This is a genomic window from Marinobacter orientalis (assembly GCF_004792665.1).
Lineage (GTDB): Bacteria > Pseudomonadota > Gammaproteobacteria > Pseudomonadales > Oleiphilaceae > Marinobacter > Marinobacter orientalis.
In genome coordinates, this window is sequence record NZ_SRZX01000001.1 from 290287 (window position 1) to 314976 (window position 24690).

Below are 24690 nucleotides of genomic sequence, written 5' to 3' on the forward strand. Positions count from 1 at the left end.
TATCAATCTTTTTTGATATAGAATTATGCAGACTCTGAAAACTGATTTACGATACCGACATCAATACTATCGGCCGCAGCTCAAGATCCACCGCCGGCCAGAATATGCAACGTTCACAGTGGAGCAACCCTATGTCTGATTACAGCGTCTTTACCTCCGAATCGGTCTCTGAAGGCCATCCCGATAAACTGGCAGACCAGATTTCCGATGCCGTACTCGACGCCATCCTCGTGGACGACCCCCACGCCCGGGTAGCCTGTGAAACCATGGTAAAAACCGGCGTTGCCATTATCGGCGGGGAAATCACCACCAGTTCCTGGGTAGACCTCGAGGACCTGGTTCGGGAAGTTATCAAGGACATCGGCTACACCTCCTCCACCGTGGGCTTCGACGGCGACACCTGCGGCATCATTAACATCATCGGCAAGCAGTCTGTGGACATCGCCCAGGGTGTTGACCGCAAGAAACCGGAAGACCAGGGCGCCGGCGATCAGGGCCTGATGTTCGGCTACGCCAGCAACGAAACCGACGTTTTGATGCCTGCACCTATCACCTTCTCGCACCGCCTGGTACAGCGCCAGGCCGAAGCCCGCAAGAGTGGCCTGCTGCCATGGCTGCGTCCTGATGCAAAAAGCCAGGTCACCTGCCGCTACGAAAACGGCAGGGTAACCGGCATCGACGCTGTGGTGCTGTCAACCCAGCACGACGAAGACGTTTCCCAGGCGGATCTGAAAGAAGCCGTCATGGAGCTGATCGTCAAAAACGCGCTGCCAGCAGAACTGCTGCACAAAGACACACAGTTCCACATCAATCCCACCGGCAAGTTCGTGATCGGCGGCCCGGTAGGCGACTGTGGCCTGACCGGCCGCAAGATCATCGTAGACACGTACGGAGGCATGTCCCGCCATGGCGGCGGCGCCTTCTCCGGCAAGGACCCGTCCAAGGTTGACCGTTCCGCCGCTTACGCCGGCCGTTACGTCGCCAAGAACATCGTTGCTGCAGGCCTGGCGGAGAAGTGTGAGATCCAGGTGTCCTACGCCATCGGCGTGGCGCAGCCGACATCGATTTCCCTGAACACCTTCGACACCGGCAAGATCAGCGACGACAAGATCATTGAACTGATCCGCCAGAACTTCGACCTGCGTCCCTATGCGATCACCAACATGCTGGATCTGCTGCACCCGATGTACCGTGCAACAGCGGCCTACGGCCACTTCGGCCGCGAGCCTGTCGAGATGACGGTTGGTGGCAAGACGTTTACCTCCTTCCCATGGGAAAAGACCGATCGCGCGGACCTATTGAAGGACGCCGCTGGTATCTGATTTCAGAACTGGTCGTACAAAGACAGCGATCACCAGAATTTTAATGACAGGAGAACACCATGAGCACTCCAGCAGAGAAACTGAAGCAATTCGACGACTACAAAGTTCGCGATATTTCACTCGCGGCCTGGGGCCGTAAGGAAATCAACATCGCTGAAGGCGAAATGCCCGCGCTGATCAAGCTCCGTGAAAAGTACAAGGGCGAGCAGCCGCTGAAAGGCGCCAACGTCATGGGCTGTATCCACATGACCATCCAGACCGCCGTACTGATCGAAACACTGATCGAACTGGGCGCCAACGTACGCTGGTCATCGTGCAACATCTTCTCCACCCAGGACCAGGCTGCCGCCGCCATCGCCGCCGAGGGTATTCCGGTGTTTGCCTGGAAAGGCGAAACCGACGAAGAATATGAATGGTGTCTTGAGCGCACGGTCGGTGTCGATGTTGAAGGCTGGGAGCCGAACATGGTCCTGGACGACGGCGGCGACCTGACAGCGCTGCTGCACGAGAAGTATCCGGAGGTTCTGGCCAAGTGCCACGGTGTGACCGAGGAAACCACAACCGGTGTACACCGCCTGCAGGAAATGCTGCGCAACGGCACACTGAAGGTACCGGCCATCAACGTCAACGACTCGGTAACCAAGGCCAAAAACGACAACAAGTACGGCTGTCGCCACAGCCTCAACGACGCCATCAAACGCGCCACCGACCACCTGATGGCTGGCAAGAAGGCGCTGGTGATCGGTTACGGCGACGTGGGCAAGGGCTCTGCTGCTTCCCTGCGCCAGGAAGGCATGATTGTGAAAATCACCGAAGCCGACCCGATCTGTGCCATGCAGGCCTGCATGGACGGTTTTGAAGTGGTGTCTCCTTACCTTGACGGCGTTAACACCGGCACCGAGTCGGGGGTGGACAAGGCGCTGTTGCAGAACACCGACCTGCTGGTCACGTCCACCGGCAACATGAACGTGTGTGATGCCAACATGCTCAAGGCGCTGAAGACCGGCGCCGTGGTGTGCAACATCGGCCACTTTGACAACGAAATTGACACTGGCTACATGCGCAAGAACTGGGAGTGGGACGAGGTCAAACCGCAGGTGCATGTGGTGTATCGAGACAAGGCTACCAACGACCACCTGATCCTTCTGTCCGAAGGCCGCCTGGTGAATCTGGGCAACGCCACCGGCCACCCGTCGCGGATCATGGACGGCTCGTTCGCCAACCAGGTGCTGGCACAGATGTACCTGTTCGAGCGCAAGTTTGCCGATCTTCCGGAAGATGCCCGCGAAAAGGGTATCTATGTGCAGGTTCTGCCCAAACAGCTCGACGAGGAAGTGGCCCGTGCCATGGTGGAAGGCTTTGGTGGCGTGATCACCAGGATGACACCGGAGCAGGCGAATTACATTGGTGTACCGGTCGAGGGCCCGTACAAGCCGGAAAGTTACAGATACTGATCAGGTAGCAGCATGGAAACCCAGAAACAGTTCAGACGCCGTTTCAGCTTCGAGTTTTTCCCGCCCAAGACCGACAGGGGCTGGGAAAAGCTGCAGGGCGTGCGCAATACCCTGGCCGGGGTTGATCCGGATTTCTTCTCGGTCACCTTTGGCGCCGGCGGGTCCACCCGGGACCGCACTGTGCAGACAGTGCTGGATCTGCACAAGCGGGGCGTGTCCACTGCGCCGCACCTGTCCTGCGTGGGCGCCAGCCGGGGCAGCATTGCGGAACTGCTGGATGTCTACCGTGACAACGGTATCAACCGCATCGTCGCCCTGCGGGGCGACATGCCTTCGGGCATGGGCGCTGCCGGTGAACTGCGCCATGCCAATGAGCTGGTTAGTTTCATTCGCGAGCACAGCGGCGATACCTTCAACATCGAAGTGGCGGCCTACCCTGAGTTTCATCCCCAGGCCCGCACCGCGGAAGACGACCTGAAGAACTTCGCCCGCAAGGTTGAAGCCGGCGCCAACAGCGCCATTACCCAGTACTTCTTCAACGCGGACAGCTACTTCTACTTTATTGACCGGCTGGAAAGGATGGGCGTTACCATTCCGGTGGTTCCGGGCATCATGCCTATCGTCAACTTCTCCAACCTGACCCGCTTCTCCGACATGTGCGGCGCGGAAATCCCCCGCTGGATCCGCAAGCAGCTGGAAGCTTACGGCGACGACAGCGACAGCATCCGCCAATTCGGTGAGGAAATGGTTACCGGCATGTGCGAAAAACTGCTCGCCGCCGGGGCCCCGGGGTTGCACTTTTATACCCTGAACCAGGCTGAGCCGAGTCTTAGCATCTGGAAGAATCTGGGACTTGGGGAGCGGCAGAAAATTGCTTTTTGAGGAGCCGGCTTTGTCGGATTACGGCTTCGCCTGATCCGACCTACGCAAACCAGGGTTGTGGATTTTATTTTGGTGTCGGATTACGGCTTCGCCTAATCCGACCTACGCAAACCGGGGTGTGGATTCGATTCTGGTGTCGGATTACAGCTTCGCCTGATCCGACCTGCATTGATACGCCCATGGCGGCTACGGTAGGTCGGATTAGGCCCAACGGGCCGTAATCCGACAACTCCCTCTGAACTCTCTCCCCACACCCAACCACTTGATTTTCTGTACTTCTCCGCCCAATGGTCTAAAGTATAAAAGTTGCAGTTCCATTAACCGCCCCCGGAGAGAAACCAGGCTTGATCAGCCTTTATTTCCGGCGCATCCGACCAGGTGCGAGGGCGAACACAGAAGAAAAAGGAGATTGTATGAGCACAAAATGGCTTAAAACGGTTGGCGCAACCCTGGCATTCACCGTAGCAGCAGGAACCGCCAGCGCAGAGACCCTGCGTGTTGTTACCGACCCCAGCTTCGTGCCTTTCGAAATGATGGACCAGGAAACCGGTGAGATGATCGGGTTCGACATGGAGATCATCCGCGAAGTGGCAGACCGTGCCGGTTTTGAGATCGACCTGAACACCATGGACTTCAACGGCATCATCCCGGCGCTGCAGACGGGCAACGTGGATATCGCCATCGCCGGCATCACCATCACCGAGGCGCGTGAGGAGATCGTTGATTTCTCCGACCCGTATTACGATTCCGGTCTGCGCATCCTGGTGCGCGAGAGCAACGATGACGTGAAAGAGATCTCGGATCTCGAAGGCCTGAAAATCGGCACCAAAATCGGCAGCACCAGTTACGACTACCTGGTGGCAACCCTGGATGAGGACGACGGTGTCACCCCGTATCCGGGCAGTTCGGACATGTACATGGCGCTGATGTCAGGTGCTGTTGATGCGGTCTTCTACGATGCGCCCAATGTGGGCTACTTTGCCAGCACCAAGGGTGAAGGCAAGGTTAAAACCGTTGGCAAGCTGTACGAAGGCCAGCAATACGGCATTGCGCTGAAAGACGGCAGCGAGTGGGTGGATGACGTAAACGACGCCCTGGCGTCCATCAAGGAAGACGGCACCTACGAGGAAATCTACGAGAAGTGGTTCGGCCCCATGCCGGAAGACAAGTAAAACTGAAAACCACAGCCGCGGCGCAAAGCGCCCCGGCTGGCAACGCCCCACCCGACGGAGACACCCACTGTGGAATTCCAGTTTCAGTTTGACTGGCAGGCAGCCATAAACTCGATTCCCTACCTGCTCAAAGGCATTCCCTACACTCTTCTTATTTCCTTTGGCGGCCTTGCCATCGGTTTCATACTCGGCATCTTTTTTGGCTTGCTGAGCATCAATAAAAGGTGGTTTTTACGCTGGCCAGCCACGGCGTATATTGAAATTTTTCGCGGCACCCCGATTCTGGTACAGGTGCTGTTCATCTTCTATGGCTTGCCAGATCTGATTGGCGGCCCCATTGATCCGCTGACCGCCGGTATCGCAGCCATCGCCCTGAACTCCGGCGCCTATATCTCCGAAGTTGTCCGTGGCGGCGTGCAGTCGATCGACAAGGGCCAGACCGAAGCCGGCCTTTCCCTGGGCCTGTCACGGTCCCAGACCTTCTGGTCGATCATCTGGCCACAGGCCTTCCGCCGCATGATCCCGCCTCTGGGCAATCAGGCGATCGTGAGCATCAAGGACACCTCGCTGTTCTCGGTCATTGGTGTGGGTGAACTGGTCCGTCAGGGCCAGGTGTATATCGCCAATACCTTTACCGCCTTCGAGGTCTACTTCGTGGTGGCGCTCATGTACCTCGCGATTACCCTCTCCCTCTCTCTCGTGCTCCGCTACATAGAGCGGCGCGGACTGGTTTCTGTCTGAAGGATAGGTACTCATGACACAGATCGTGCAAATGCGGGGCATGAACAAGTACTTCGGTACCCTGCATGTCCTCAAGGAAATTGACCTGACCGTTGAAGCCGGCGAAGTGGTGGTGATCATCGGCGCCAGCGGTTCCGGCAAGTCCACTCTTATCCGTTGCGTCAATGGCCTGGAAGAATTCGAATCCGGCAAACTGGTAGTGGACGGCAACGAACTTGCCCCGAAAAGCGGGAACCAGAAAGCCCTGGCGAAAATCCGCAAGGAAGTGGGCATGGTGTTCCAGCAGTTCAATCTTTTCCCCCACCTCACGGTGAAGAAGAACATCATGCTTGCTCCCAGGAAGGTCAAGGAAGCGCCCGAGCCCATTGCCAGCGCCACCGCCGACCGGTTACTGAACCGCGTGGGCATTGCCAGCCAGGCGGACAAGTACCCCTCCCATCTGTCCGGAGGCCAGCAACAACGGGTAGCCATTGCCCGCGCCCTGGCCATGGAGCCAAAGCTGATGCTGTTCGACGAACCCACCTCGGCACTGGACCCGGAAATGATCGGTGAAGTGCTGGACGTAATGCGTGAACTGGCCAAAGAGGGTATGACCATGATGGTGGTAACCCACGAAATGGGCTTCGCCCGGGAAGTAGCCGACCGCGTGATTTACATCCACGAGGGCAGGATTGTCGAAGAAGGCAAGCCTGCGGACGTGTTCGACAACCCGCAGAATGAACGTACCCAGGCGTTCCTGAGCCGGGTGCTCGCGCACTGAACCACAGCGAAAGGGAGACAGCCGCCCTGCCCCCGGTGAGCGCGGGGCGGCTCAGCAGGCGGTGGTCAGCGGGCGCTGTTAACTGTAATATCCGCACAGGTTAACCGCCGAGAATCCTGAACCTGACCGTCTCATGGAGATTTATCATGCGCAACGCTGACCTCGTCGCCCGCGGCCTCAAATCCGTATGGCATCCCTGCACCCAGATGAAAGACCACGAAGGGGCTGTGCCGCTGGTTCCGATCAAGCGGGGTGAAGGCGTCTGGCTGGAGGATTTTGAGGGCAACCGCTTCATCGACGCCGTGAGTTCCTGGTGGGTCAACCTGTTCGGTCACGCCAACCCGAGAATCAACGCGGCGATCCAGGAACAGATTGGCCAGCTGGAGCATGTCATCCTGGCCGGATTCACCCACGAGCCTGTGGTTAACCTGTCCGAGCGACTTATCGAAGTCACCCCTGACGGCCTCAACAAGTGCTTTTACGCCGACAACGGTTCTTCGGCGATTGAAGCGGCACTCAAGATGAGTTTCCATTACTGGAAAAACCACGGCAAACCGGGCAAGAAAAACTTCGTCAACCTGGGCAACAGCTATCACGGAGAAACCCTGGGAGCCCTGGCTCTTGGCGATGTTGCCCTCTACAAGGACACCTATCAGCCACTATTGATGGAAGTGCTGACGGCGCCCTCTCCGGATGCCTTCAACAAAGAGCCCGGCGAAACCGATGAGGAATACGCCCTGCGCCAGTTCGAAGCCATGGACGCACTGCTGGCGGAAAAACACGACGAGATCTGTGCCGTGGTAGTAGAACCCCTGGTTCAGTGCGCCGGCGGCATGCGCATGCACCACCCGATCTACCACACCAGACTTCGTGAAGCCTGCGACAGATATGGCGTACACCTGATCGCCGACGAAATCGCTGTTGGCTTCGGCCGCACCGGCACCCTGTTTGCCTGCGAGCAGTCGGGCATCACCCCGGACTTCATGTGCCTGTCTAAAGGCCTGACCGCCGGCTACCTGCCACTGTCCGTGGTGCTCACCACCGATAATGTCTATAACGCCTTCTACGACGACTACGAAACCCTGAAGGCTTTCCTGCACAGTCACAGTTACACCGGCAACCCTATTGGTTGCGCCGTGGCACTGGCGACTCTGGACATCTTCCGCGATGACAAGGTGATCGAGAACAACAGACGTCTGAGCGCCTGCATGGCAGACTCCGTGGCCCACCTGGCGGACCACCCCAACGTTGGCGATATCCGCCAGCACGGCATGACCCTGGCGGTGGAACTGGTCAGGAACAAAGCCACCAAAGAGCCCTTCCCCTGGCAGGAACGCCGTGGCATCCGCGTATACCAGCACGCCCTTACCCGCCAGTCCCTGCTGCGCCCCCTGGGCAACGTGGTCTACTTCATGCCACCCTACGTGATTACTGAAGAGCAGATCCGCCACCTGGCCCAGGTAGCCACTGAAGGCATCGAAATCGCTGTACGGGACTGACGAAAACACCATGCGCACCCCTCGTATCTACACTGACTCTCCGCTGAGCGAGGGAGCCACCGCTGCACTGGACGACAACGCGGCGCAACACGTCGGCCGCGTATTGCGCATGCAGCCCGGGCAGGAACTGCTGCTGTTCAACGGCGATGGCAACGACTACCCCGCCACGATCAACGAATCCGGAAAAAAACGGGTGGAAGTGCAGGTTGGCAGCCCGGTGGCAAACACCAACGAATCCCCTCTGGACATCGTCCTCGGCCAGACCCTCTCCAAGGGCGACCGCATGGACTATGCTGTGCAGAAAGCCGTAGAAATGGGCGTCACCCGCATCGTTCCCCTGACCACCGAACGCTGCGACGTAAAACTCAAAGGCGACCGCGAAGACAAACGCCTGCGCCACTGGCAGTCCGTCGCCACCAGCGCCGCCGAACAATGCGGCCGCGCCCGGGTGCCGGAGATATTGCCGGTTATGGCGCTGACGGACTGGTTCGACCACACCAGCGACTGCGACCTGCGCCTGGTCCTCCACCACCGCACCGAACGGTCCCTGAACACGCTGGCAAAACCAGGTCGGGTGGCCCTGATGATCGGCCCGGAAGGCGGCCTCAGCCCGGACGAAATCACCGCCGCCGAAACCGCCGGCTTTCTCCCTGTAGCCCTCGGCCCCCGAGTCCTCAGAACCGAAACCGCCCCGGTCGCGGCCATAGCTCTGTGCCAATGGTTGTGGGGAGACATCGGAAGCTGACAGATTCCGACCGTGCCGCCGTCTCAGGCTGGCAGGCAAGTCATTGACAGCAGCGACGCCTAACAACATTATCCCTGTCGAGTAAAAAGCGTCGAGGGTAGCTCTCTAGCCGAGGCTGCATTACGGGGAGGCGTTTCCAAAACTGTGCGGAGCCATGGATGGCGGAGCTCAAGCGCCACATGGATGTGCTTGAGCGTGTTTTGCAAACGCCTCCCCGTCATGCAGCAAACTCCAGAAGAAAATAAGCGAACACCAGATGACAAGCCTGTTTAGCAACCCTGAATTCTGGCAATACCTCAGTATCCCGGTGATTGCTGCCCTGATCGGCTGGATCACCAACTGGCTGGCCATCAAAATGACCTTCTACCCGCTGGAATTCGTCGGCAAACCGCCATTGCTGGGCTGGCAGGGCATCATTCCCTCCAAGGCCCGGAAAATGGCCGCCATCAGCGTCGACGCTACCATTTCCAAGATCGGCACCGTGCGGGAAATCTTCCAGCAGATCGACCCCGAGGTCCTCGCCGCCCACATCATCTACACCGTCGAGCCCCGTATCGAAGAATACGTCGACGAACTGATGCTCAAGGAACACCCCACTTTCTGGGAAAACCTGCCGGCCTCTGCCAGGAGACTGGTCTATGAACGGGTACGAAAATCTGCCCCGCAACTGGTAGACAACCTGGTAGACGACGTATCGAACAATATCGAAGACCTGCTGGACATCAAAAGCATGGTCATCGAACGCCTGGCGAAGGACAAACTCCTGCTGAACCGGATATTCATCGAGTGTGGCGAGGCGGAATTCCGCTTCATCATCAACTCCGGATTCTATTTCGGCTTTCTGTTCGGCCTGATACAGATGACCGTCTGGTACTTCTACCAGAACTGGTGGGTACTACCCTTCTTCGGCTTGCTGGTGGGCTGGGCCACCAACTGGATTGCACTGAACGTGATCTTCCGCCCGCTGCACGAGAAAAAAATAGGGCCGCTGCGGCTGCAGGGGCTGTTTCTCAAGCGCCAACCCGAAGTGGCCGAATCTTTCTGCCACATCGTGACCCATGAAATCCTCACCGTCGGAAATATCGTTAACGCCATCATGGAGGGCCGGAAAAGCGACCGTGCCCGCAACATGGTCAGGAAGCACATCAAGCCCCTGGTGGATGAGACGGCCGGCATGGGCAAAGCCCTGACTCAGGTAGCCTTCGGACCAACAGGATTCGCCACCCTTAAAAACCAGGTGGGCCAGAAAGCCATCGACATTTCGCAAACCTCGTTCAACAACGCCATTTTCGAAACAGACCGGGCGCGGGCGGTAGAACGCATCATGGTTAAACGCATGACTGCCCTGTCCTCGGAGGAATTCCAGGACCTGCTGCGCCCCTGCTTCCAGGAAGACGAAATCAAGCTGATCATAGTCGGAGCCTTCCTGGGTTTCACCGCTGGCATCTGCCAACTGATCTTCGTGTTCGGTGGTTCGGTTCTGTGATTTTAATTCAGGGAAACCCGAGGTTATATGCCGGCTTACGCTGGGAATAATCGCTACCGGGCTCTATACTCGCGCAGTACGGGTGCGCATTTCCCGGCTACAATTTCTTTCCCGGAGGCATCGGATGCCAGGCTTTCTTTCCTGGATTTCAGGGTTATTTTCTTCCGACAAACCAGGAACCGTCTCAGCACCTGAGTCCCGCCTGCTTAACTCGGCGGTGGCAACAGAAAACAACTCGACCACTGATCCCGCGCTCATCGACCAGCTGGAAGAGCATCTGTTTAGCTGGCTTCTGGACTCACCGCCGACAGCGCTGCACTCAGAACCGGGGCAATGGGAACCTATACTGGAAAATCTGCGTGGGCGGATTGCCAGGCGGGAGCTGGACGAGTTACCACGCCAGCCAATGACGCTGCCGAAGTTGATGCGGGCGCTCTCGGATGACACATCGGACCGGAACCACCTGACCGAAATCATCCTCAATGACCCGGCACTGACCGAACAGTTGCTGCAGATTGCCAACAGCCCCTATTTCCGGCCCGGCGACCAGTCCATAGACTCGGTGGATCAGGCGGTTTTTGTGCTGGGTCTGGACGGTATTCGCAATGTAATTTCCGCTTCGATCATGCGCCCGATGATGGCCGCGCGAAACAGCCGCGAGGCCCTGTTTGCCCAGAGAGTATGGCGCTGGGGCCTTACCTGCGCCCGCAGTGCAGAGCTGATCGCGAAAATCCAGGGCCAGGATAGCAGCGTCTTCTTCATGACGGGGTTACTGCCTGCACTCTCCTATATCACCCTGAGGAGAGAACTGCAGCGAATCTGCCGGATGGAACCGGGGATGGCGGAGCCTTCCCCCTCGCTGATACACGACGCCCTCTCACGCTACCAGTGGGCAACTTCGCAATTGCTGGCCAATGAGTGGAATCTTCCGCCCAAATACCATGCCCAGCTGCTGGCGGCGGAGCGACCTGCTCCGGGGCAGAAGCTCTCCCCGCTTAATGACGGTATCATTGTCGGCACCCGGGAAGTCCTGCGCCATGCCCACCAGCGCAACATGCCGGAGGAAGACGTGCTCAGCATCATTCATATTTCCGGGGAACAGTTTACACGGGTGCGAAAAGTCATACTTGAGGTGTTGGAAGCCGGCTCCAAAGCCCGTGCCTAGGAGCGCTCCTTGCCGTCCTCTTCCTGCCTCAGCAATTCGGCGAAGGAGACTGACTCGTCTTCAGGAGCCCTGGCCAGAAGGCGTCGCGGCACTACGTAGGGCAGGCGGTCCACCACACGATCCTCATCGTGACGAATGGCCTGCAGCACACCTCCGATTGTAATCCGATCCAGAGACTGTCCGGGAACAAGACAATCCCCGTTACGCCCCGCCAACTCCAGCAGGCGTGCACGAATAAGCTTGTCGCTCACGCCACGGGTTATCTCGCCGGGCACTCGCAGCTTATGCTCGACTTCCTCCTGCTGGGGTGCCGGCCGACCTTCACTGAAGGGCTTTGCCACCAGCCACATCAATGCCAGAGCGGTATTTTCCTGCAGCTCCGGTGACAACCTTACCTCTCTGCGTTTGGCCACCGCGCCGGGATTCTGCAGATAGAACGCAATACTGGAGCCCAGCAAAAGGATTATCCAGTTCAGATAGAGCCAGATCAGCAGGATGATACCGATGGCGAAACTGGAATAAATGGCTGCGTATTTCGCCGAACCCGCCACAAAAGATGCAAACAGCATTCCCGCGAACTGCCAGGAGATACCTGCCACCAGGCCACCGACCAGGGCGTAACGAACCTTCACTCTGGTATTGGGAATAAACACATACACGAAGGTGAATGCCGAGACCACGAGCAAGAAGGGAGTGAAACGGGTGGCAAAAATAACCGCTGACCCCAACGGTTCAACTTCCATCAAAGCCTGGACAAACGCAGACGAGAAGATGGTGGCGCTGATACCAATGGCCGACACCATCAACAACGGACCAATCATGATAACACTGAGGTAGTTGCTGAAACGCTGGGCCATGGAACGCATATCCGGCACTCGCCAGATCATGTTGAAGGAGCGCTCGATTTTCTGCACCAGCGAAATCACCGTATAAACCAGCAAAGCCAGGCCCACCGAACCCAGCACACCGACCTTCATATTGTCCACGAACCCGAGAATCTGCTCGGCAAGCTGCACGCCCTGCGGCCCCATGGGCTCAAAGAACTGGAACAGGAACGGCTCCATACGCTCATGCACGCCCAGCGCCTTGAGCACCGAAAAGCTCAGCGCCAGCAGCGGCACAATGCTCAGCAGGGTGGTATACACCAGGCTCATGGCATGCAGGGTCAGGTTGCCGGCAGTGATGTCCCGCACCAGTGCATAGGCCGTACGCCCGGTTTTATACAGCCAGGTCCATGGCCAGCTTTGCGGTGGGTTGGGATTGGCCAGAATCCAGGTTTCAGCTTTCTGGAGCCTGTCTTTCAGTTGTAACGAAGCCACTCGACATCCTGCTTGAAAGTGTTTTTTTACAGATTATAATTCAGGAGAGTAACCGTTAAATCAGGCAGATGACAGATTACGCGCGGTAATCTCCACAATCCTCTGCCTCGCTTCCCGGCTTGCCCAGGCGGAATGGGGCGTCACAATCAGATTGGGGATGTCATCCGCCAGCAGCGGATTGCCATTGCGCGGCGGCTCTTCTGTCAGCACATCAAATCCGGCACCGCCAATGGTCCCGGCCCGCAGAGCATCGGCCAGCGCCTGCTCGTCCACCAGGCCGCCGCGGCTGGTATTGATCAGCAGTGCCTCCTTTTTCATCATCTTCAGCTCCCGGGAGCCGATCATGTTGCGGGTTTCGTCGGTCAGCAGGCAATGCAGCGAGAGTACGTCTGCCCGGGGCAATAACTCATCCATGGGAACCCTGGGGTAACCATCCACCTCGCCAGCGGCCTGACCCGGCCTCGCCCCCAGCAGAATATTCATACCGAACGCTTTCGCCCGCTCAATAACCCCCTGGCCGAGATCGCCATAACCAAAAATCCCCAGCGTGCGTCCTTCCAGCTCCATGATCGGGTGATCCATCAGGCAGAACATCGGGCTCTGCCCCCAGCGCCCGGCCCGCACGTCCCTGTCGTAATCCAGCAACCGCGTGGCCAGCGCAAGCATCAGCGCCATGGTGTGCTGCGCCACCGTGGAACGCCCATAGTTGGTCACATTCATCACCCTGACCCCGTGGGCCCGGGCCGCTTCCTGGTCAATATTGTTCAGCCCCGTGGCTACCACCGCAATGGTATTCAGTTCCGGGCACGCCTCAAAATGCTCCCGCGACAGCACCACCTTGTTCACCAGCACTGTATCGAAACCCCGGATACGTTCCTGTACCTCGTCCGGCGAGGTTTGCGGATACTTCACCAATTCTCCGGTCACTGCCTCAATCGGCGAGAGGTCCACGTCGTTACCCAGTGTGTCTGCATCCAGAAATACGGCTTTCATTTATAAATCCCTATTCGCGATGTTTTCGGTCAACCAACAGTCCCCAAGATTAAGTTAGACTGAACAAAACCTCCAACCGGTGAACAAGAGGACTGCACATGGAACACGAATTCTGGCATGAGCGCTGGGCCAACAACGAAATCGGCTTCCACGAAGGTACGGTCAACCAATACCTCTATGACCACTGGCCCGAACTTTCCGGCAATGCCACTGGCGCCGTCTTTGTTCCCCTGTGCGGCAAAGCCCACGATATGTGGTGGCTCCATGACCGTGGCCACCCCGTCATCGGCGTGGAACTGAGCGAAGTGGCCTGCAAAGACTTCTTCGAGGAAGGCGGCGAAAAAGCCAGTGTCCACCCCGGCGAGCCCTTCACCGTCTTCAAACATGACGACCTTGAGCTGTGGCGCGGCGATTTCTTCCAGTTGGTGCCGGACGACCTGAAACATGTGAAGCTGGTCTACGATCGCGCTGCCCTGATCGCGCTGCCACCCCACATGCGCAAGGACTACGTCGATCACCTGACAGCGGTCATCCCGGACGGCACGCGAATCCTGCTGATCACCCTGGACTACGATACCGAGATCAAGGGCCCGCCCTTCAATGTCAGCGATGACGAAGTCCGGGAACTGTACTCCGGAGATTACGAAATAGAACACATCCTGACCAACACCCTGGCGAAGGATCATCCGTTTACCAAGCGCAGGGGGCTCGACGGAGCTACGGAGAGTGTGTTCCGGCTCAGGAAACTCTGATACACAATTTAATGAACCTTAATCTTTATCCCCCTGTCCAACTCCCCAAGCTTGAACTAAGCTCAAAATAACCAGACCGAGATGACGCTCCAGCGTAAATCGGTCTGGTACTCCCTATACTTCCACCCATAACCATAGCAACCGTCCGGAGTGGCGGATCCAACAGCAACGGGGAAATTGCGTGAACTAAAAGCTGTCTATTAAACAGTAAGAGAGCAAGCGAGGGGCCATCTATGACCATCATGCAGCACTTCAAAGACCGGTATGAAGCGACTCAGGAGGAAGAATACACTCTTGAGGAATACCTGGAGATCTGCAAAAAGGACCCGGCGGCATACGCCACTGCCGCAGAGCGGATGTTAATGGCTATCGGCGAGCCGGAACTGATCGACACATCCCGCGATTCCAGACTGTCGCGCATCTTTTCCAACAAGGTAATCAAGCGCTATCCGGAGTTCGCCGAATTCTACGGCATGGAAGACGCGGTTGAAAATATCGTCTCCTTCTTCCGCCATGCTGCCCAGGGCCTGGAAGAGAAGAAACAGATCCTTTACCTGCTCGGCCCCGTCGGCGGCGGCAAATCCTCCCTGGCAGAAAAACTCAAGTCACTGATGCAGAAAGTCCCCTTCTATGCCATCAAGGGGTCACCAGTAAACGAGTCCCCGCTAGGCCTGTTCGATCCGGCAGAAGACGCCGCGATTCTGGAAGAGGAATACGGCATCCCGTCCCGCTATCTGAAATCGATCATGTCACCCTGGGCGGTAAAGCGTCTGCACGAATACGGGGGCGACATCAGCGAGTTCCGGGTAGTCAAGATGTACCCTTCGATTCTGGACCAGATCGGCGTTTCCAAGACCGAACCGGGTGACGACAACAACCAGGATATTTCGGCACTGGTGGGCAAAGTGAACATCCGCATGCTGGAAGACTATTCCCAGGATGATCCGGACGCCTACAGCTTCAGCGGGGGTCTTTGCAAGGCCAATCAGGGCCTGCTGGAATTCGTGGAGATGTTCAAGGCGCCCATCAAGGTTCTGCACCCGCTGCTGACCGCCACCCAGGAAGGCAATTACAACACCACCGAGGGTATGGGTTCCGTGCCCTTCGACGGCGTCATTCTGGCCCACTCCAACGAGTCTGAATGGCAGACCTTCCGCAACAACAAACACAACGAGGCCTTCCTTGACCGGGTTTACATCGTCAAGGTGCCCTACTGTGTACGTGTAACGGAAGAGATTGATATCTATCGCAAACTGTTGCGTGACAGCTCTCTGGCAGGCGCGCCCTGCGCACCTGACACCCTGGATATGCTGGCGCAGTTCTCCATCCTGTCGCGCACCAAGGAGCCGGAAAACTCCAGTATTTTCTCCAAGATGCGCGTCTACGACGGCCAGAACATCAAGGATACCGATCCCAAGGCCAAGTCGATCCAGGAGTACCGGGATGCGGCTGGGGTGAATGAGGGCATGGAGGGGCTGTCAACACGCTTTGCGTTCAAGATCCTGTCCAAGGTGTTCAACTTCGACACCACGGAAGTGGCCGCCAACCCGGTGCACCTGCTGTATGTGCTGGAAAAACAGATAGAGCAGGAACAGTTCCCGGCGGAAATCCAGGACCGCTACCTGCGGTTCATCAAGGAATTCCTGGCGCCCCATTACGTGGAATTTATCGGCAAGGAAATCCAGACAGCGTATCTGGAAAGCTACAGCGAGTACGGCCAGAACCTGTTTGACCGTTACGTGACCTATGCCGATTTCTGGATACAGGATCAGGAATACCGCGATCCGGAGACCGGGGAAATCCTCAATCGCTCGGCCATCAACGATGAACTGGAAAAAATCGAGAAACCGGCCGGTATCAGCAATCCGAAGGACTTCCGTAACGAAGTGGTCAACTTCGTGCTGCGGGCACGGGCGAACAACCAGGGGCGGAACCCGTCCTGGCTCAGCTATGAAAAGCTGCGCAGCGTGATCGAGAAGAAGATGTTCTCGAACACCGAGGACCTGCTGCCGGTTATTTCCTTCAATCCGAAGGCCAGCCAGGAAGATCAGAACAAACACAAGCAGTTCGTCGAGCGCATGGTCGATCGGGGCTACACGGAAAAACAGGTCCGTCTCCTTGCGGAATGGTACCTGCGGGTTCGTAAGTCTCAATAAGTCAGCCGTCTTGCGCTGAACTGGAGTGAAACTATGGGTATGACCCACGTAGTCGACCGGCGACTGAACGGTAAAAACAAGAGCGCGGTAAACCGGGAACGGTTCCTGCGCCGCTATCGCCACCACATCAAGAAAGCGGTTGCGGATGCGGTTCACCGTCGCTCTATCACAGATATTGAACGCGGTGAGAACGTCAGTATCCCTTCCCGGGATACTGACGAGCCGATCTTTCATCACGGCCAGGGTGGCAAACGCGAGGTAGTACACCCCGGTAACAAGGAGTTTGTGACGGGTGACACCGTGCCCAAGCCCCAGAGCGGTGGTGGAAAGGGCCAGGGTCAGGGCCAGGCCAGCCCGGATGGTGAAGGCATGGACGAATTTGCCTTTCAGATCACCCAGGAAGAATTCCTGGATTTTCTGTTCGATGACCTGGAATTGCCCAATCTGGCCCGCAAGAAGCTGAAAGATACCGAGGCGTTCAAGTACGTTCGCTCCGGTTTCTCCACCCAGGGCGTCCCCGCCAAGCTGGATGTAGTGCGCTCATTAAGAGGTGCCCATGCGCGGCGGCTCGGGCTCGGTGGTGCCCGCAAGAAGAAGATCCGTGAGATGGAGGCGCAGTTGGCGGCGCTGAAGAGTGCGCCCGAAGATCTGGATCCGGCCTTCAGCCACGAGGAACAGATCAAGGCACTGGAAGATGAGATAGCCGAGCTCAAGGCCAATGTCCGTCGCATCCCGTTTATCGACGAGATTGATCTGCGCTACCGCCAGCACCTGAAGCAGCCACAACCGGCCACCAGTGCGGTGATGTTCTGCCTGATGGACGTGTCCGGTTCCATGACCCAGATGCACAAGGACATTGCCAAACGCTTCTTTATTCTGCTGTACCTGTTCCTGAAGAAGAACTACAAGAAGATCGAAGTGGTCTTTATCCGCCACCACACCAGCGCCAAGGAAGTGGACGAGGAAGAATTCTTCTATTCAAGGGAGACTGGCGGCACCATCGTTTCCAGTGCTCTGAAACTGATGCACAAGATCATTGAGTCCCGCTACTCTCCCTCTGAATGGAATATCTACGCAGCCCAGGCATCGGACGGCGACAACTGGAACGATGATTCTCCCATCTGCAGCAAGTTGCTGGCCGACAGCATCCTGCCGCTGGTGCAGTATTACGCCTATGTGGAGATCACCCCCCAGGATCACCAGATGCTGTGGTACGAGTACGAGAAGATCCAGGAGCAATTCCCCCAGAGCTTTGCCCTGCAGCAGATCGCCGACCCCGGTGAAATCTATCCGGTCTTCCGTCAGTTGTTCGAGAGGAAAGCCGCATGACCGACACCATGGACAGACCCAACGAGCCCAAAACCCGGGAACCGATTTCCACCAGTTCCGAGTGGACTTTCCCGCTGCTTGAAAAATACGACGAGGAAATAGCCAGGTGTGCGGCAGAGTTCGGGCTGGACACCTATCCCAACCAGGTGGAAGTGATCAGTGCCGAGCAGATGATGGACGCCTACAGTTCCGTGGGGATGCCGGTGGGTTACCACCACTGGTCCTTCGGCAAGCAATTCCTGTCGACCTCCAAAGGCTACCAGCGGGGCCAGATGGGGCTGGCGTACGAGATTGTGATCAACTCCAACCCCTGCATCGCCTATCTGATGGAAGAAAACACGCTGCCCATGCAGGCACTGGTGATTGCCCATGCCTCTTATGGTCACAATTCTTTTTTCAAGGGTAATTACCTGTTCCGCACCTGGACAGATGCCAGTGCCATTATCGATTACCTGGTCTTCGCCCGTGATTTCGTAGCCGAGTGCGAGGAGCGTCATGGCGTGGATGCGGTCGAGCAGATTCTGGACTCCTGCCATGCGCTGATGAATTACGGTGTCGACCGTTACAAACGCCCCGCGCCCATTTCCGCTGCGGAAGAAGCGCGCCGGCAAAAAGAACGGGAAGAGTACCAGCAACGCCGGCTCAATGACCTGTGGCGAACCATTCCAAAAATGGAGGATGATGAAGACCCGATCAGGCGCAGGCAGCGTTACCCGGAAGAGCCCCAGGAGAACATTCTCTACTTCATTGAAAAAAATGCACCGCTACTGGAAACCTGGCAACGGGAACTGATTCGCATCGTGCGCAAGCTGGCGCAGTATTTCTACCCCCAGCGACAGACCCAGGTAATGAACGAAGGCTGGGCCACCTTCTGGCACTATACCCTTTTGCACCGCATGTACGACAAGGGCCTGGTGAACGACGGCTTCATGCTCGAGTTCCTGCAGAGCCATTCCGCGGTGGTCTATCAGCCACCATTTGACAGCCCCTGGTATTCAGGCATAAACCCCTACACTCTGGGCTTTTCCATCTTCACCGACCTGCGTCGCATCTGCGAGAACCCGACCGACGAGGACCGGGAATGGTTCCCGGACATTGCCGGTACGGACTGGGTGGAAACCCTGCATTTCGCCATGAAGAACTTCAAGGACGAAAGCTTCATCCAGCAGTTCCTGTCCCCCAAGGTCATGCGCGACCTGAAATTCTTTGCCATCCAGAACGATGATGAAGAAGATGTGTACCGCATCACTGCGATCCACGACGATCCGGGTTACCGGGCGCTCAGGGAGAAGCTGGCGCGGCAGTACAACCTCAGCTATCGCGAGCCCAACATCCAGGTATGGAATGTGGATGTACGTGGTGACCGTTCTCTCACCCTGCGGCACATTCCCGTGGACCGGGTACCGCTGGGTGAGGACACCGAAGAAGTCCTGCGCCATGTCCATCGGCTGTGGGGCTTTGATGTGCATCTGGAAAGTGTGGATGACGGAGCCGTTGTCGAAGCATGCCATTGCCCACCCAGAGAGTTCGAGGAGGACTGACCTGGAATCCGATGGCGTACCCGGGCCGGTTCTGGCCGGTCCGGTTTTGCGGCATGTCTCGCCTTCATCACTGGTTCTCTGGCTGGCGACCAGCGCGCCATTAGCGGTTTCTGTCCGGCTCTTCGATGGAGAGAAAGCTCTGCTGGACAGGACGGTGAACCCTCACGAGATTATCCGGCTCAGGATTGGTACCCGGGCGTGGCTGAATCTCCTGGCCATCGAACCCGACTCTCCGTTGCCCCGGGATACCCGGCTTGACTATGACCTCGGACTGGCCAGCGATGAGGTGCAATCCCCGACATGGATCCGGGACTGGGCTCCCCATCTCTGTCCAGAAGGCAGGACTCGTCCGGGTTTTACCCTGAAATCAAAACTGGACCGCATTCTCCATGGCTCCTGCCGAAGGCCCCACCATCCTGCCCGCGACGGACTGGTGCGGGTTGATGAGGAATTACACCAGGCAGAACAACTGGCAGACGTTCCGTCCCTGCTGCTGCTGACCGGCGATCAGGTCTATGCCGACGATGTCGCAGGCCCGATGCTACATGCCATTCAGTGCGTCATTCACCAGCTTGGCCTCTATCAGGAAACGCTGGAAGGCGCCTCTATCAGGCATAGCCGTGAACTGACGTCGATGGAGAAAGCCTACTATCACCGGCAGACCCTGCTACCGGAATCCGAATCCAATGAAGACCTGACCGAGCGTTTCTTTGGTGGCGTCCGCAAACCGGTATTTACCACCGCCAACGCCGGCAATCACCTGATCTCTTTCGCCGAGATGATGGCCATGTATCTGCTGGTCTGGTCACCGGAACCCTGGGCCCTGGTCACAAATTCTGAACCGGTCAATATGCCGGAGGAACTGGCCCTTTACCGTAAAGAACAGGTCGCCCTCGATGGCTTTCGCGACAGTCTTCCACAGGCCGCCCGGGCGCTTGCCAACCTGCCGGTGTATATGGTCTTTGATGATCACGACGTTACTGACGACTGGAACCTCTCCGCGCTATGGGAGACCACTGCCTACGCGCATCCTTTTTCCCGGCGCATCATCGGCAATGCGTTGCTGGCTTATCTTCTGTGCCAGGGGTGGGGCAATCAGCCTGCAACGTTCACAGACCTCATCGGCCAGTGCCAAGCGCTGTTTGATGCCGACAAAAAGCAGCACGAACTGGACAAGAAAACCCAGGACACTTTGATCGATCAGCTGCTCGATTTTGACCATTGGCACTACAGCCTGCCGACCTCACCCAAGCTTGTCGTGCTGGATACACGCACCCACAGGTGGCGAAGCGAGATTCGCCGGAGTCACCCTTCCGGACTGATGGACTGGGAATCACTGACCGATTTTCAACAGGAAATCATGGGGGAGGACGCCGTGGTTGTGGTCTCGCCACCACCGATGTTCGGTGTCAAGCTGATCGAGATGATCCAGAAGGTATTTACCTTCATTGGCAAGCCGCTGCTGGTGGACGCGGAAAACTGGATGGCACACCGGGGAGCAGCCAGCGTGCTGCTCAATATCTTTGGGCATACCAGAACCCCGCGCCACTTTGTGATCCTGTCCGGGGATGTACACTATTCCTTCGCCTACGACGTGAGGCTTCGCCACAAAAGCAACGGACCCCACGTCTGGCAGATCACCAGTAGCGGTATCAAGAACGAGTTTCCCACCTCCCTGCTGGAATGGCTGGACCGCCTCAATCGCTGGTTGTATGCGCCATGGTCTCCGCTGAACTGGTTCACCAAAAGGCGGCGGATGTGGGTTTCTCCCAGGCTGCCCGAGGGCCGGGACGCCGGCGAGCGACTCTGGAATCACTCGGGGATCGGAGATCTGAGACTTGATGATGAGGGTGCACCGACCGCCATCCGACAACTGAACGCCGGCGGCGGGGGTACCATATTCCAGCAGCGGAACGACGACTGATCAGGTATTGACCGACGGCAGGCCGGACAGCGCCATCGCCAGTTCCTGCTCATCGTATTCATAATCGCTCAGATCACCGGCAAAATACGACGTGTAGGCCGCCATATCAAAATGGCCGTGGCCACACAGGTTGAACAGGATTACCTCTTCCCTGCCTTCCCGCTTGCAGCGCAGGGCCTCATCAATGGCTCCCTTGACCGCGTGATTGGCTTCCGGTGCCGGCACAATGCCTTCGTTGCGGGCGAACAGCACGCCAGCCTCGAAGCATTCGCGCTGGGTGTAGGAAACGGCCTCAAACAGACCCAGTTCCATGGCGTGGGACACCATGGGGGCCATGCCGTGATAACGCAGGCCACCGGCATGGAATCCCGGCGGGGTGAAGTCGGATCCCAGGGTATGCATCTTGGTGAGCGGCGTCATGTGTGCGGTATCGCCGTAATCGTAGGCGTACTTGCCACGGGTCAGGGTCGGGCAGGCCGAGGGCTCTACCGCAACAATCCGGGATTTCTGTCCACCTCGCAGCGCGTGGCCCATGAACGGGAAGGCAATGCCCGCAAAGTTGGAACCACCGCCGGTGCAGCCCACGATAACATCGGGCCAGCAATCCGCCATCTCCATCTGCTGCATGGATTCCAGGCCAATGATGCTCTGGTGCAGCAGTACGTGGTTCAGCACCGAGCCGAGGGCATACTTGGTATCCGGATCCTGCACCGCCAGTTCCACCGCCTCGGAAATGGCAATGCCGAGGCTGCCGGTATGGTCCGGACTCGCCGCCAGAACTTTACGCCCGAATTCAGTCAGCTCCGATGGGGAAGCCACGCATTTTGCCCCATAGGTTTCCATCACTGCACGGCGGTAGGGCTTCTGGTTGTAGGAAACCCGTACCTGGAAAACCGTTACGTCCAGATCAAACAGGGAGCCTGCAAATGACAGCGAGGTGCCCCACTGGCCGGCGCCGGTTTCCGTGGTAAGAGTGCGAATGCCGGCTTCGCGGTTATAGAACGCCTGGGGGATCGCGGTATTGGGCTTGTGGCTGCCGGCAGGGCTTCCACCCTCGTACTTGTAGAAAATCTTTGCCGGCGTGCCAAGCGCCTTTTCGAGACGATGGGCCCGGTATAGCGGAGCCGGGCGCCACAGCTTGTAGACATCGCGCACTGGCTCCGGAATCTCGATTTCCCGCTCGGTGGACACTTCCTGTTCAATCAACGACATGGGAAACAGCGGTTCGAGGTCAGACGGCCCGACCGGCTGCTGGGTGCCGGGGTGAAGCACCGCCGGTAGCGGCTCCGGAAAATCCGCCTGCAGGTTGTACCAGTACTTCGGCATCTGGCTTTCTTCAAGAAGAAACTTTGTTTGCATGATTATGAATACCCTGGAGTTTGCGTTGTTATCGGCCTTCAGAATACCCATTCCAGGCCGGCATAAAAAGTTCTTCCTGGCGCCGGTTCGAAAAACGCTCCCCTGTTGGCGTTGATGCGGATATTGCTGAAATAGTCCTCATCCAGCAGATTGCGAACACCGCCATACAGGTTCAGGCTCTGGGCCCCGAAGCGGACCATATCGCCCGCCCGGACTCCGAATAACCAGTAATCAGGGACTTTGGTCTGGTTGGAGTTCTCAGCGTACAGGTCGCCAACGTATTGCCATTCCAGAGCAGCGAAACGCTGCCCTTGGCCTTTCCATTCCACTTCGGTCACCCACTGTTCACGGGGCAATCCGGGCAAACGGTTGCCATCGGCATCGTTGCCCTGCTCGTCTACGAAGTCCTCGAAGGTGTAATCCGCCAGGGTCAGAGCACTGGTTATCCGCCAGGCGTAGGAAATATCCCAGCTCAGGCCTAACTCAACACCGTTGCGCTGGGTGCGACCGGCATTCTCATAGAAAGTGCGGCTGGTGGTAACACCATCAATATTGACGTCCTCCTCAAACGGCAGGAGTTCGTCATCAACGCGTATCGAAAACAGCGCCAGATCATAACTGAACCCCTCTCCAAAGCCACCGCGGACCCCTATTTCCCGGTTAAGGGCCTGCTGCGGTTCAATATCCGGGTTAAAACCACCGCTGCCATCCGGGTTGGCAAATTCGGTGAAGGTGGGTGCCTCGAAAGCGGTACCAATAGTCGCATAAACCTGCTGGCGCGGGGCCATGCGGTAACTGACGCCGGCAAAGCCACTCAGCTCATCGAAAGTTCGGCTGCCGGAATCGTCCCCATCATCCAGAAAGTCGTCATCTATCGACAGTCTGAGGCGATCGAACCGGGTACCGAGGGAGAAATTGAAACGATCGGTTATCGCCAGGTCTCCCTGAGCAAATACGGCGGCGGTAGTACCGTTCTGGGTTTCTTCCTGAATCTGTTCAGCGACACCACCATCCGGTCGAATCCGGTATCGACGACGTTCATCAACCTGGCGATGGAGGTCGGCGCCTACCAGCCAGGTGAGCGGGAGACCAGCCACTTCACTGTGCTGTTGATAATCGGAACTGATGCCGTAAAACTGGCGGTCATAGGCGATCCCGCTAGGACCGGGAAACGGCAGCTGCTGGGCGAAGTCCCTACGGGTAAAGAAGGTGCTGACGGTCAGATCACCGGCACCAACCCCAGGGGTTTCATACAGCAGACCGAGCGTCTGCTGATCAACCTCCTGCCCCGAGTCCAGCCTCTCAGCGTTAGTGGTAGCCTGACGACGGTCTTCCTCCACTTGTGCCGCAGTGAGGCCTGCAGGATCCTCCGCTTTCGGCGTGTGCAGCGCATTGAAAGTCGCCGTTAACCGGTCCCCTTCTCCCCATTCATGGGAGAGACGGCTATTGAAAAGACCTTTTTCAACCTCGCTCTGATCCCGGTAACCGTTGTAGTTGAGCCACGACATGGTCGCGATACCGCTGGTACCCCCCTGGCTTCCGTTGGCCTGCACCGTCGTCTTGTAATAGTCGTCACTCCCCACATCCTGGCGCAGCCGTGTCCCTGGCGGCTGATCATCCCCTCGGGCGGTGGTGATATCGATCACGCCGCCGGAGGCGTTGCCATACTGGACTGATGATGGCCCTCGTATCACCTCGATGCGCTGCGCGGAATCCAGGTCCACCGCGTCGATCTGGGACTGGCCGTCGGGGAGCGTATAGGGAATACCGTCCACCTGAATACGGATACCGCGAATACCAAACGGCGCCCGGGCACCAAAGCCACGGGTGGACAGACGCAGGTTCTGGGCGAAGTTATAGCGGTTCTGGAAAAACAGGCCGGGAACGGTATCCAGAGACTCATCCAGCTGAAGTCGCTGCTGGCCCTGCTGAATATCCGGAGCGTTAATAACGGAAACGGCAGCAGGCGTGTCGTAGAGATCCCGCACCAGCCGAGGCGATGTCACCTCAATGACCGTTTCCGTTGATTCCGTGTTTTCCTGTGCAGCGGTAATGGTTGATGCAATGGCTATCGCCATTGCTGAACAGATA

General features: G+C 57.5%; 19 protein-coding genes. 15 read left to right on the forward strand and 4 right to left on the reverse strand.

The window, feature by feature from the left end:
- Nucleotides 1-131: 131 nt before the first annotated feature.
- The 10 genes from metK (at nt 132) to DIT72_RS01510 (ending at nt 11226) form a co-directional block, all read left to right on the forward strand.
- Entirely contained in the window at nt 132-1322 is a 1191-nt protein-coding gene (metK, locus tag DIT72_RS01465) for a methionine adenosyltransferase (RefSeq protein WP_135953427.1), read from the forward strand.
- A gap of 59 nt (nt 1323-1381) precedes the next feature.
- Nucleotides 1382-2776 (forward strand): adenosylhomocysteinase, encoded by a 1395-nt coding sequence (gene ahcY, locus DIT72_RS01470; RefSeq protein ID WP_135953428.1) that lies wholly within the window; start codon nt 1382-1384, stop codon nt 2774-2776.
- 12 nt (nt 2777-2788) lie between these two features.
- On the forward strand, nt 2789-3658 hold the full coding sequence (gene metF / locus DIT72_RS01475; RefSeq protein WP_135953429.1) for a methylenetetrahydrofolate reductase [NAD(P)H]: 870 nt from the start codon (nt 2789-2791) through the stop codon (nt 3656-3658).
- Between the two features lie 413 nt (nt 3659-4071).
- Nucleotides 4072-4830: a transporter substrate-binding domain-containing protein gene (locus DIT72_RS01480; RefSeq protein ID WP_135953430.1), complete on the forward strand. Its 759-nt coding sequence runs from the start codon at nt 4072-4074 to the stop codon at nt 4828-4830.
- A 69-nt stretch (nt 4831-4899) separates the two neighbouring features.
- Nucleotides 4900-5571, forward strand: a complete 672-nt coding sequence (locus DIT72_RS01485; protein WP_135953431.1) for an amino acid ABC transporter permease — start codon at nt 4900-4902, stop codon at nt 5569-5571.
- Nucleotides 5572-5584: 13 nt separating this feature from the next.
- Nucleotides 5585-6331, forward strand: coding sequence for an amino acid ABC transporter ATP-binding protein (locus tag DIT72_RS01490; protein ID WP_135953432.1), 747 nt, complete (start codon nt 5585-5587; stop codon nt 6329-6331).
- A gap of 146 nt (nt 6332-6477) precedes the next feature.
- Complete coding sequence (locus tag DIT72_RS01495; RefSeq protein ID WP_135953433.1) at nt 6478-7830, forward strand: adenosylmethionine--8-amino-7-oxononanoate transaminase; 1353 nt, start codon at nt 6478-6480, stop codon at nt 7828-7830.
- 10 nt (nt 7831-7840) lie between these two features.
- Complete coding sequence (locus DIT72_RS01500; RefSeq protein ID WP_135953434.1) at nt 7841-8575, forward strand: 16S rRNA (uracil(1498)-N(3))-methyltransferase; 735 nt, start codon at nt 7841-7843, stop codon at nt 8573-8575.
- Between the two features lie 256 nt (nt 8576-8831).
- Complete coding sequence (locus DIT72_RS01505) at nt 8832-10061, forward strand: DUF445 domain-containing protein (RefSeq protein ID WP_135953435.1); 1230 nt, start codon at nt 8832-8834, stop codon at nt 10059-10061.
- 124 nt (nt 10062-10185) lie between these two features.
- Complete coding sequence (locus DIT72_RS01510) at nt 10186-11226, forward strand: HDOD domain-containing protein (protein WP_135953436.1); 1041 nt, start codon at nt 10186-10188, stop codon at nt 11224-11226.
- On the opposite strand, the gene DIT72_RS01515 is transcribed toward DIT72_RS01510, so the two are convergent.
- Both DIT72_RS01515 and DIT72_RS01520 read right to left on the reverse strand, forming a co-directional pair.
- Nucleotides 11223-12545: a YihY/virulence factor BrkB family protein gene (locus DIT72_RS01515; protein ID WP_135953437.1), complete on the reverse strand. Its 1323-nt coding sequence runs from the start codon at nt 12543-12545 to the stop codon at nt 11223-11225. The genes DIT72_RS01510 and DIT72_RS01515 overlap by 4 nt on opposite strands.
- 60 nt (nt 12546-12605) lie before the next feature.
- Entirely contained in the window at nt 12606-13538 is a 933-nt protein-coding gene (locus tag DIT72_RS01520) for a D-2-hydroxyacid dehydrogenase (protein WP_135953438.1), read from the reverse strand.
- A 98-nt stretch (nt 13539-13636) separates the two neighbouring features.
- Here DIT72_RS01520 and tmpT point away from each other — a divergent pair, with 98 nt between their 5' ends.
- The 5 genes from tmpT to DIT72_RS01545 all read left to right on the forward strand — a co-directional run bounded on the left by tmpT (nt 13637) and on the right by DIT72_RS01545 (nt 21240).
- Nucleotides 13637-14290, forward strand: coding sequence for a thiopurine S-methyltransferase (gene tmpT / locus DIT72_RS01525; RefSeq protein WP_135953439.1), 654 nt, complete (start codon nt 13637-13639; stop codon nt 14288-14290).
- A gap of 233 nt (nt 14291-14523) precedes the next feature.
- Nucleotides 14524-16446, forward strand: a complete 1923-nt coding sequence (locus DIT72_RS01530) for a PrkA family serine protein kinase (protein WP_135953440.1) — start codon at nt 14524-14526, stop codon at nt 16444-16446.
- A 39-nt stretch (nt 16447-16485) separates the two neighbouring features.
- On the forward strand, nt 16486-17775 hold the full coding sequence (locus tag DIT72_RS01535) for a YeaH/YhbH family protein (RefSeq protein ID WP_206081061.1): 1290 nt from the start codon (nt 16486-16488) through the stop codon (nt 17773-17775).
- The gene (locus DIT72_RS01540) at nt 17772-19316 is read left to right on the forward strand and encodes a SpoVR family protein (protein ID WP_135953442.1); all 1545 of its coding nucleotides are present in this window, start codon (nt 17772-17774) and stop codon (nt 19314-19316) included. Before DIT72_RS01535 ends, DIT72_RS01540 begins: the two co-directional genes overlap by 4 nt.
- Nucleotides 19258-21240: an alkaline phosphatase D family protein gene (locus tag DIT72_RS01545; RefSeq protein WP_228260706.1), complete on the forward strand. Its 1983-nt coding sequence runs from the start codon at nt 19258-19260 to the stop codon at nt 21238-21240. Before DIT72_RS01540 ends, DIT72_RS01545 begins: the two co-directional genes overlap by 59 nt.
- Here DIT72_RS01545 and DIT72_RS01550 read toward each other — a convergent pair whose 3' ends face one another.
- Together DIT72_RS01550 and DIT72_RS01555 are read right to left on the reverse strand one after the other, a co-directional pair.
- Nucleotides 21241-22599 (reverse strand): TrpB-like pyridoxal phosphate-dependent enzyme, encoded by a 1359-nt coding sequence (locus DIT72_RS01550; RefSeq protein WP_135953443.1) that lies wholly within the window; start codon nt 22597-22599, stop codon nt 21241-21243. It abuts the gene before it with no gap.
- Between the two features lie 38 nt (nt 22600-22637).
- The gene (locus DIT72_RS01555; protein WP_135953444.1) at nt 22638-24677 is read right to left on the reverse strand and encodes a TonB-dependent receptor family protein; all 2040 of its coding nucleotides are present in this window, start codon (nt 24675-24677) and stop codon (nt 22638-22640) included.
- Between the last annotated feature and the right edge of the window lie 13 nt (nt 24678-24690).

What these genes read in the sequence shown, in the direction of transcription:
- metK (WP_135953427.1), top strand. Translation starts at nt 132, where the DNA reads ATGTCTGATTACAGCGTCTTTACCTCCGAATCGGTCTCTGAAGGCCAT.
- ahcY (WP_135953428.1), top strand. Translation starts at nt 1,382, where the DNA reads ATGAGCACTCCAGCAGAGAAACTGAAGCAATTCGACGACTACAAAGTT.
- metF (WP_135953429.1), top strand. Translation starts at nt 2,789, where the DNA reads ATGGAAACCCAGAAACAGTTCAGACGCCGTTTCAGCTTCGAGTTTTTC.
- DIT72_RS01480 (WP_135953430.1), top strand. Translation starts at nt 4,072, where the DNA reads ATGAGCACAAAATGGCTTAAAACGGTTGGCGCAACCCTGGCATTCACC.
- DIT72_RS01490 (WP_135953432.1), top strand. Translation starts at nt 5,585, where the DNA reads ATGACACAGATCGTGCAAATGCGGGGCATGAACAAGTACTTCGGTACC.
- DIT72_RS01495 (WP_135953433.1), top strand. Translation starts at nt 6,478, where the DNA reads ATGCGCAACGCTGACCTCGTCGCCCGCGGCCTCAAATCCGTATGGCAT.
- DIT72_RS01500 (WP_135953434.1), top strand. Translation starts at nt 7,841, where the DNA reads ATGCGCACCCCTCGTATCTACACTGACTCTCCGCTGAGCGAGGGAGCC.
- DIT72_RS01505 (WP_135953435.1), top strand. Translation starts at nt 8,832, where the DNA reads ATGACAAGCCTGTTTAGCAACCCTGAATTCTGGCAATACCTCAGTATC.
- DIT72_RS01510 (WP_135953436.1), top strand. Translation starts at nt 10,186, where the DNA reads ATGCCAGGCTTTCTTTCCTGGATTTCAGGGTTATTTTCTTCCGACAAA.
- DIT72_RS01520 (WP_135953438.1), bottom strand. Translation starts at nt 13,538, where the DNA reads ATGAAAGCCGTATTTCTGGATGCAGACACACTGGGTAACGACGTGGAC.
- tmpT (WP_135953439.1), top strand. Translation starts at nt 13,637, where the DNA reads ATGGAACACGAATTCTGGCATGAGCGCTGGGCCAACAACGAAATCGGC.
- DIT72_RS01530 (WP_135953440.1), top strand. Translation starts at nt 14,524, where the DNA reads ATGACCATCATGCAGCACTTCAAAGACCGGTATGAAGCGACTCAGGAG.
- DIT72_RS01535 (WP_206081061.1), top strand. Translation starts at nt 16,486, where the DNA reads ATGACCCACGTAGTCGACCGGCGACTGAACGGTAAAAACAAGAGCGCG.
- DIT72_RS01540 (WP_135953442.1), top strand. Translation starts at nt 17,772, where the DNA reads ATGACCGACACCATGGACAGACCCAACGAGCCCAAAACCCGGGAACCG.
- DIT72_RS01545 (WP_228260706.1), top strand. Translation starts at nt 19,258, where the DNA reads ATGACGGAGCCGTTGTCGAAGCATGCCATTGCCCACCCAGAGAGTTCG.
- DIT72_RS01550 (WP_135953443.1), bottom strand. Translation starts at nt 22,599, where the DNA reads ATGCAAACAAAGTTTCTTCTTGAAGAAAGCCAGATGCCGAAGTACTGG.
- DIT72_RS01555 (WP_135953444.1), bottom strand. Translation starts at nt 24,677, where the DNA reads ATGGCGATAGCCATTGCATCAACCATTACCGCTGCACAGGAAAACACG.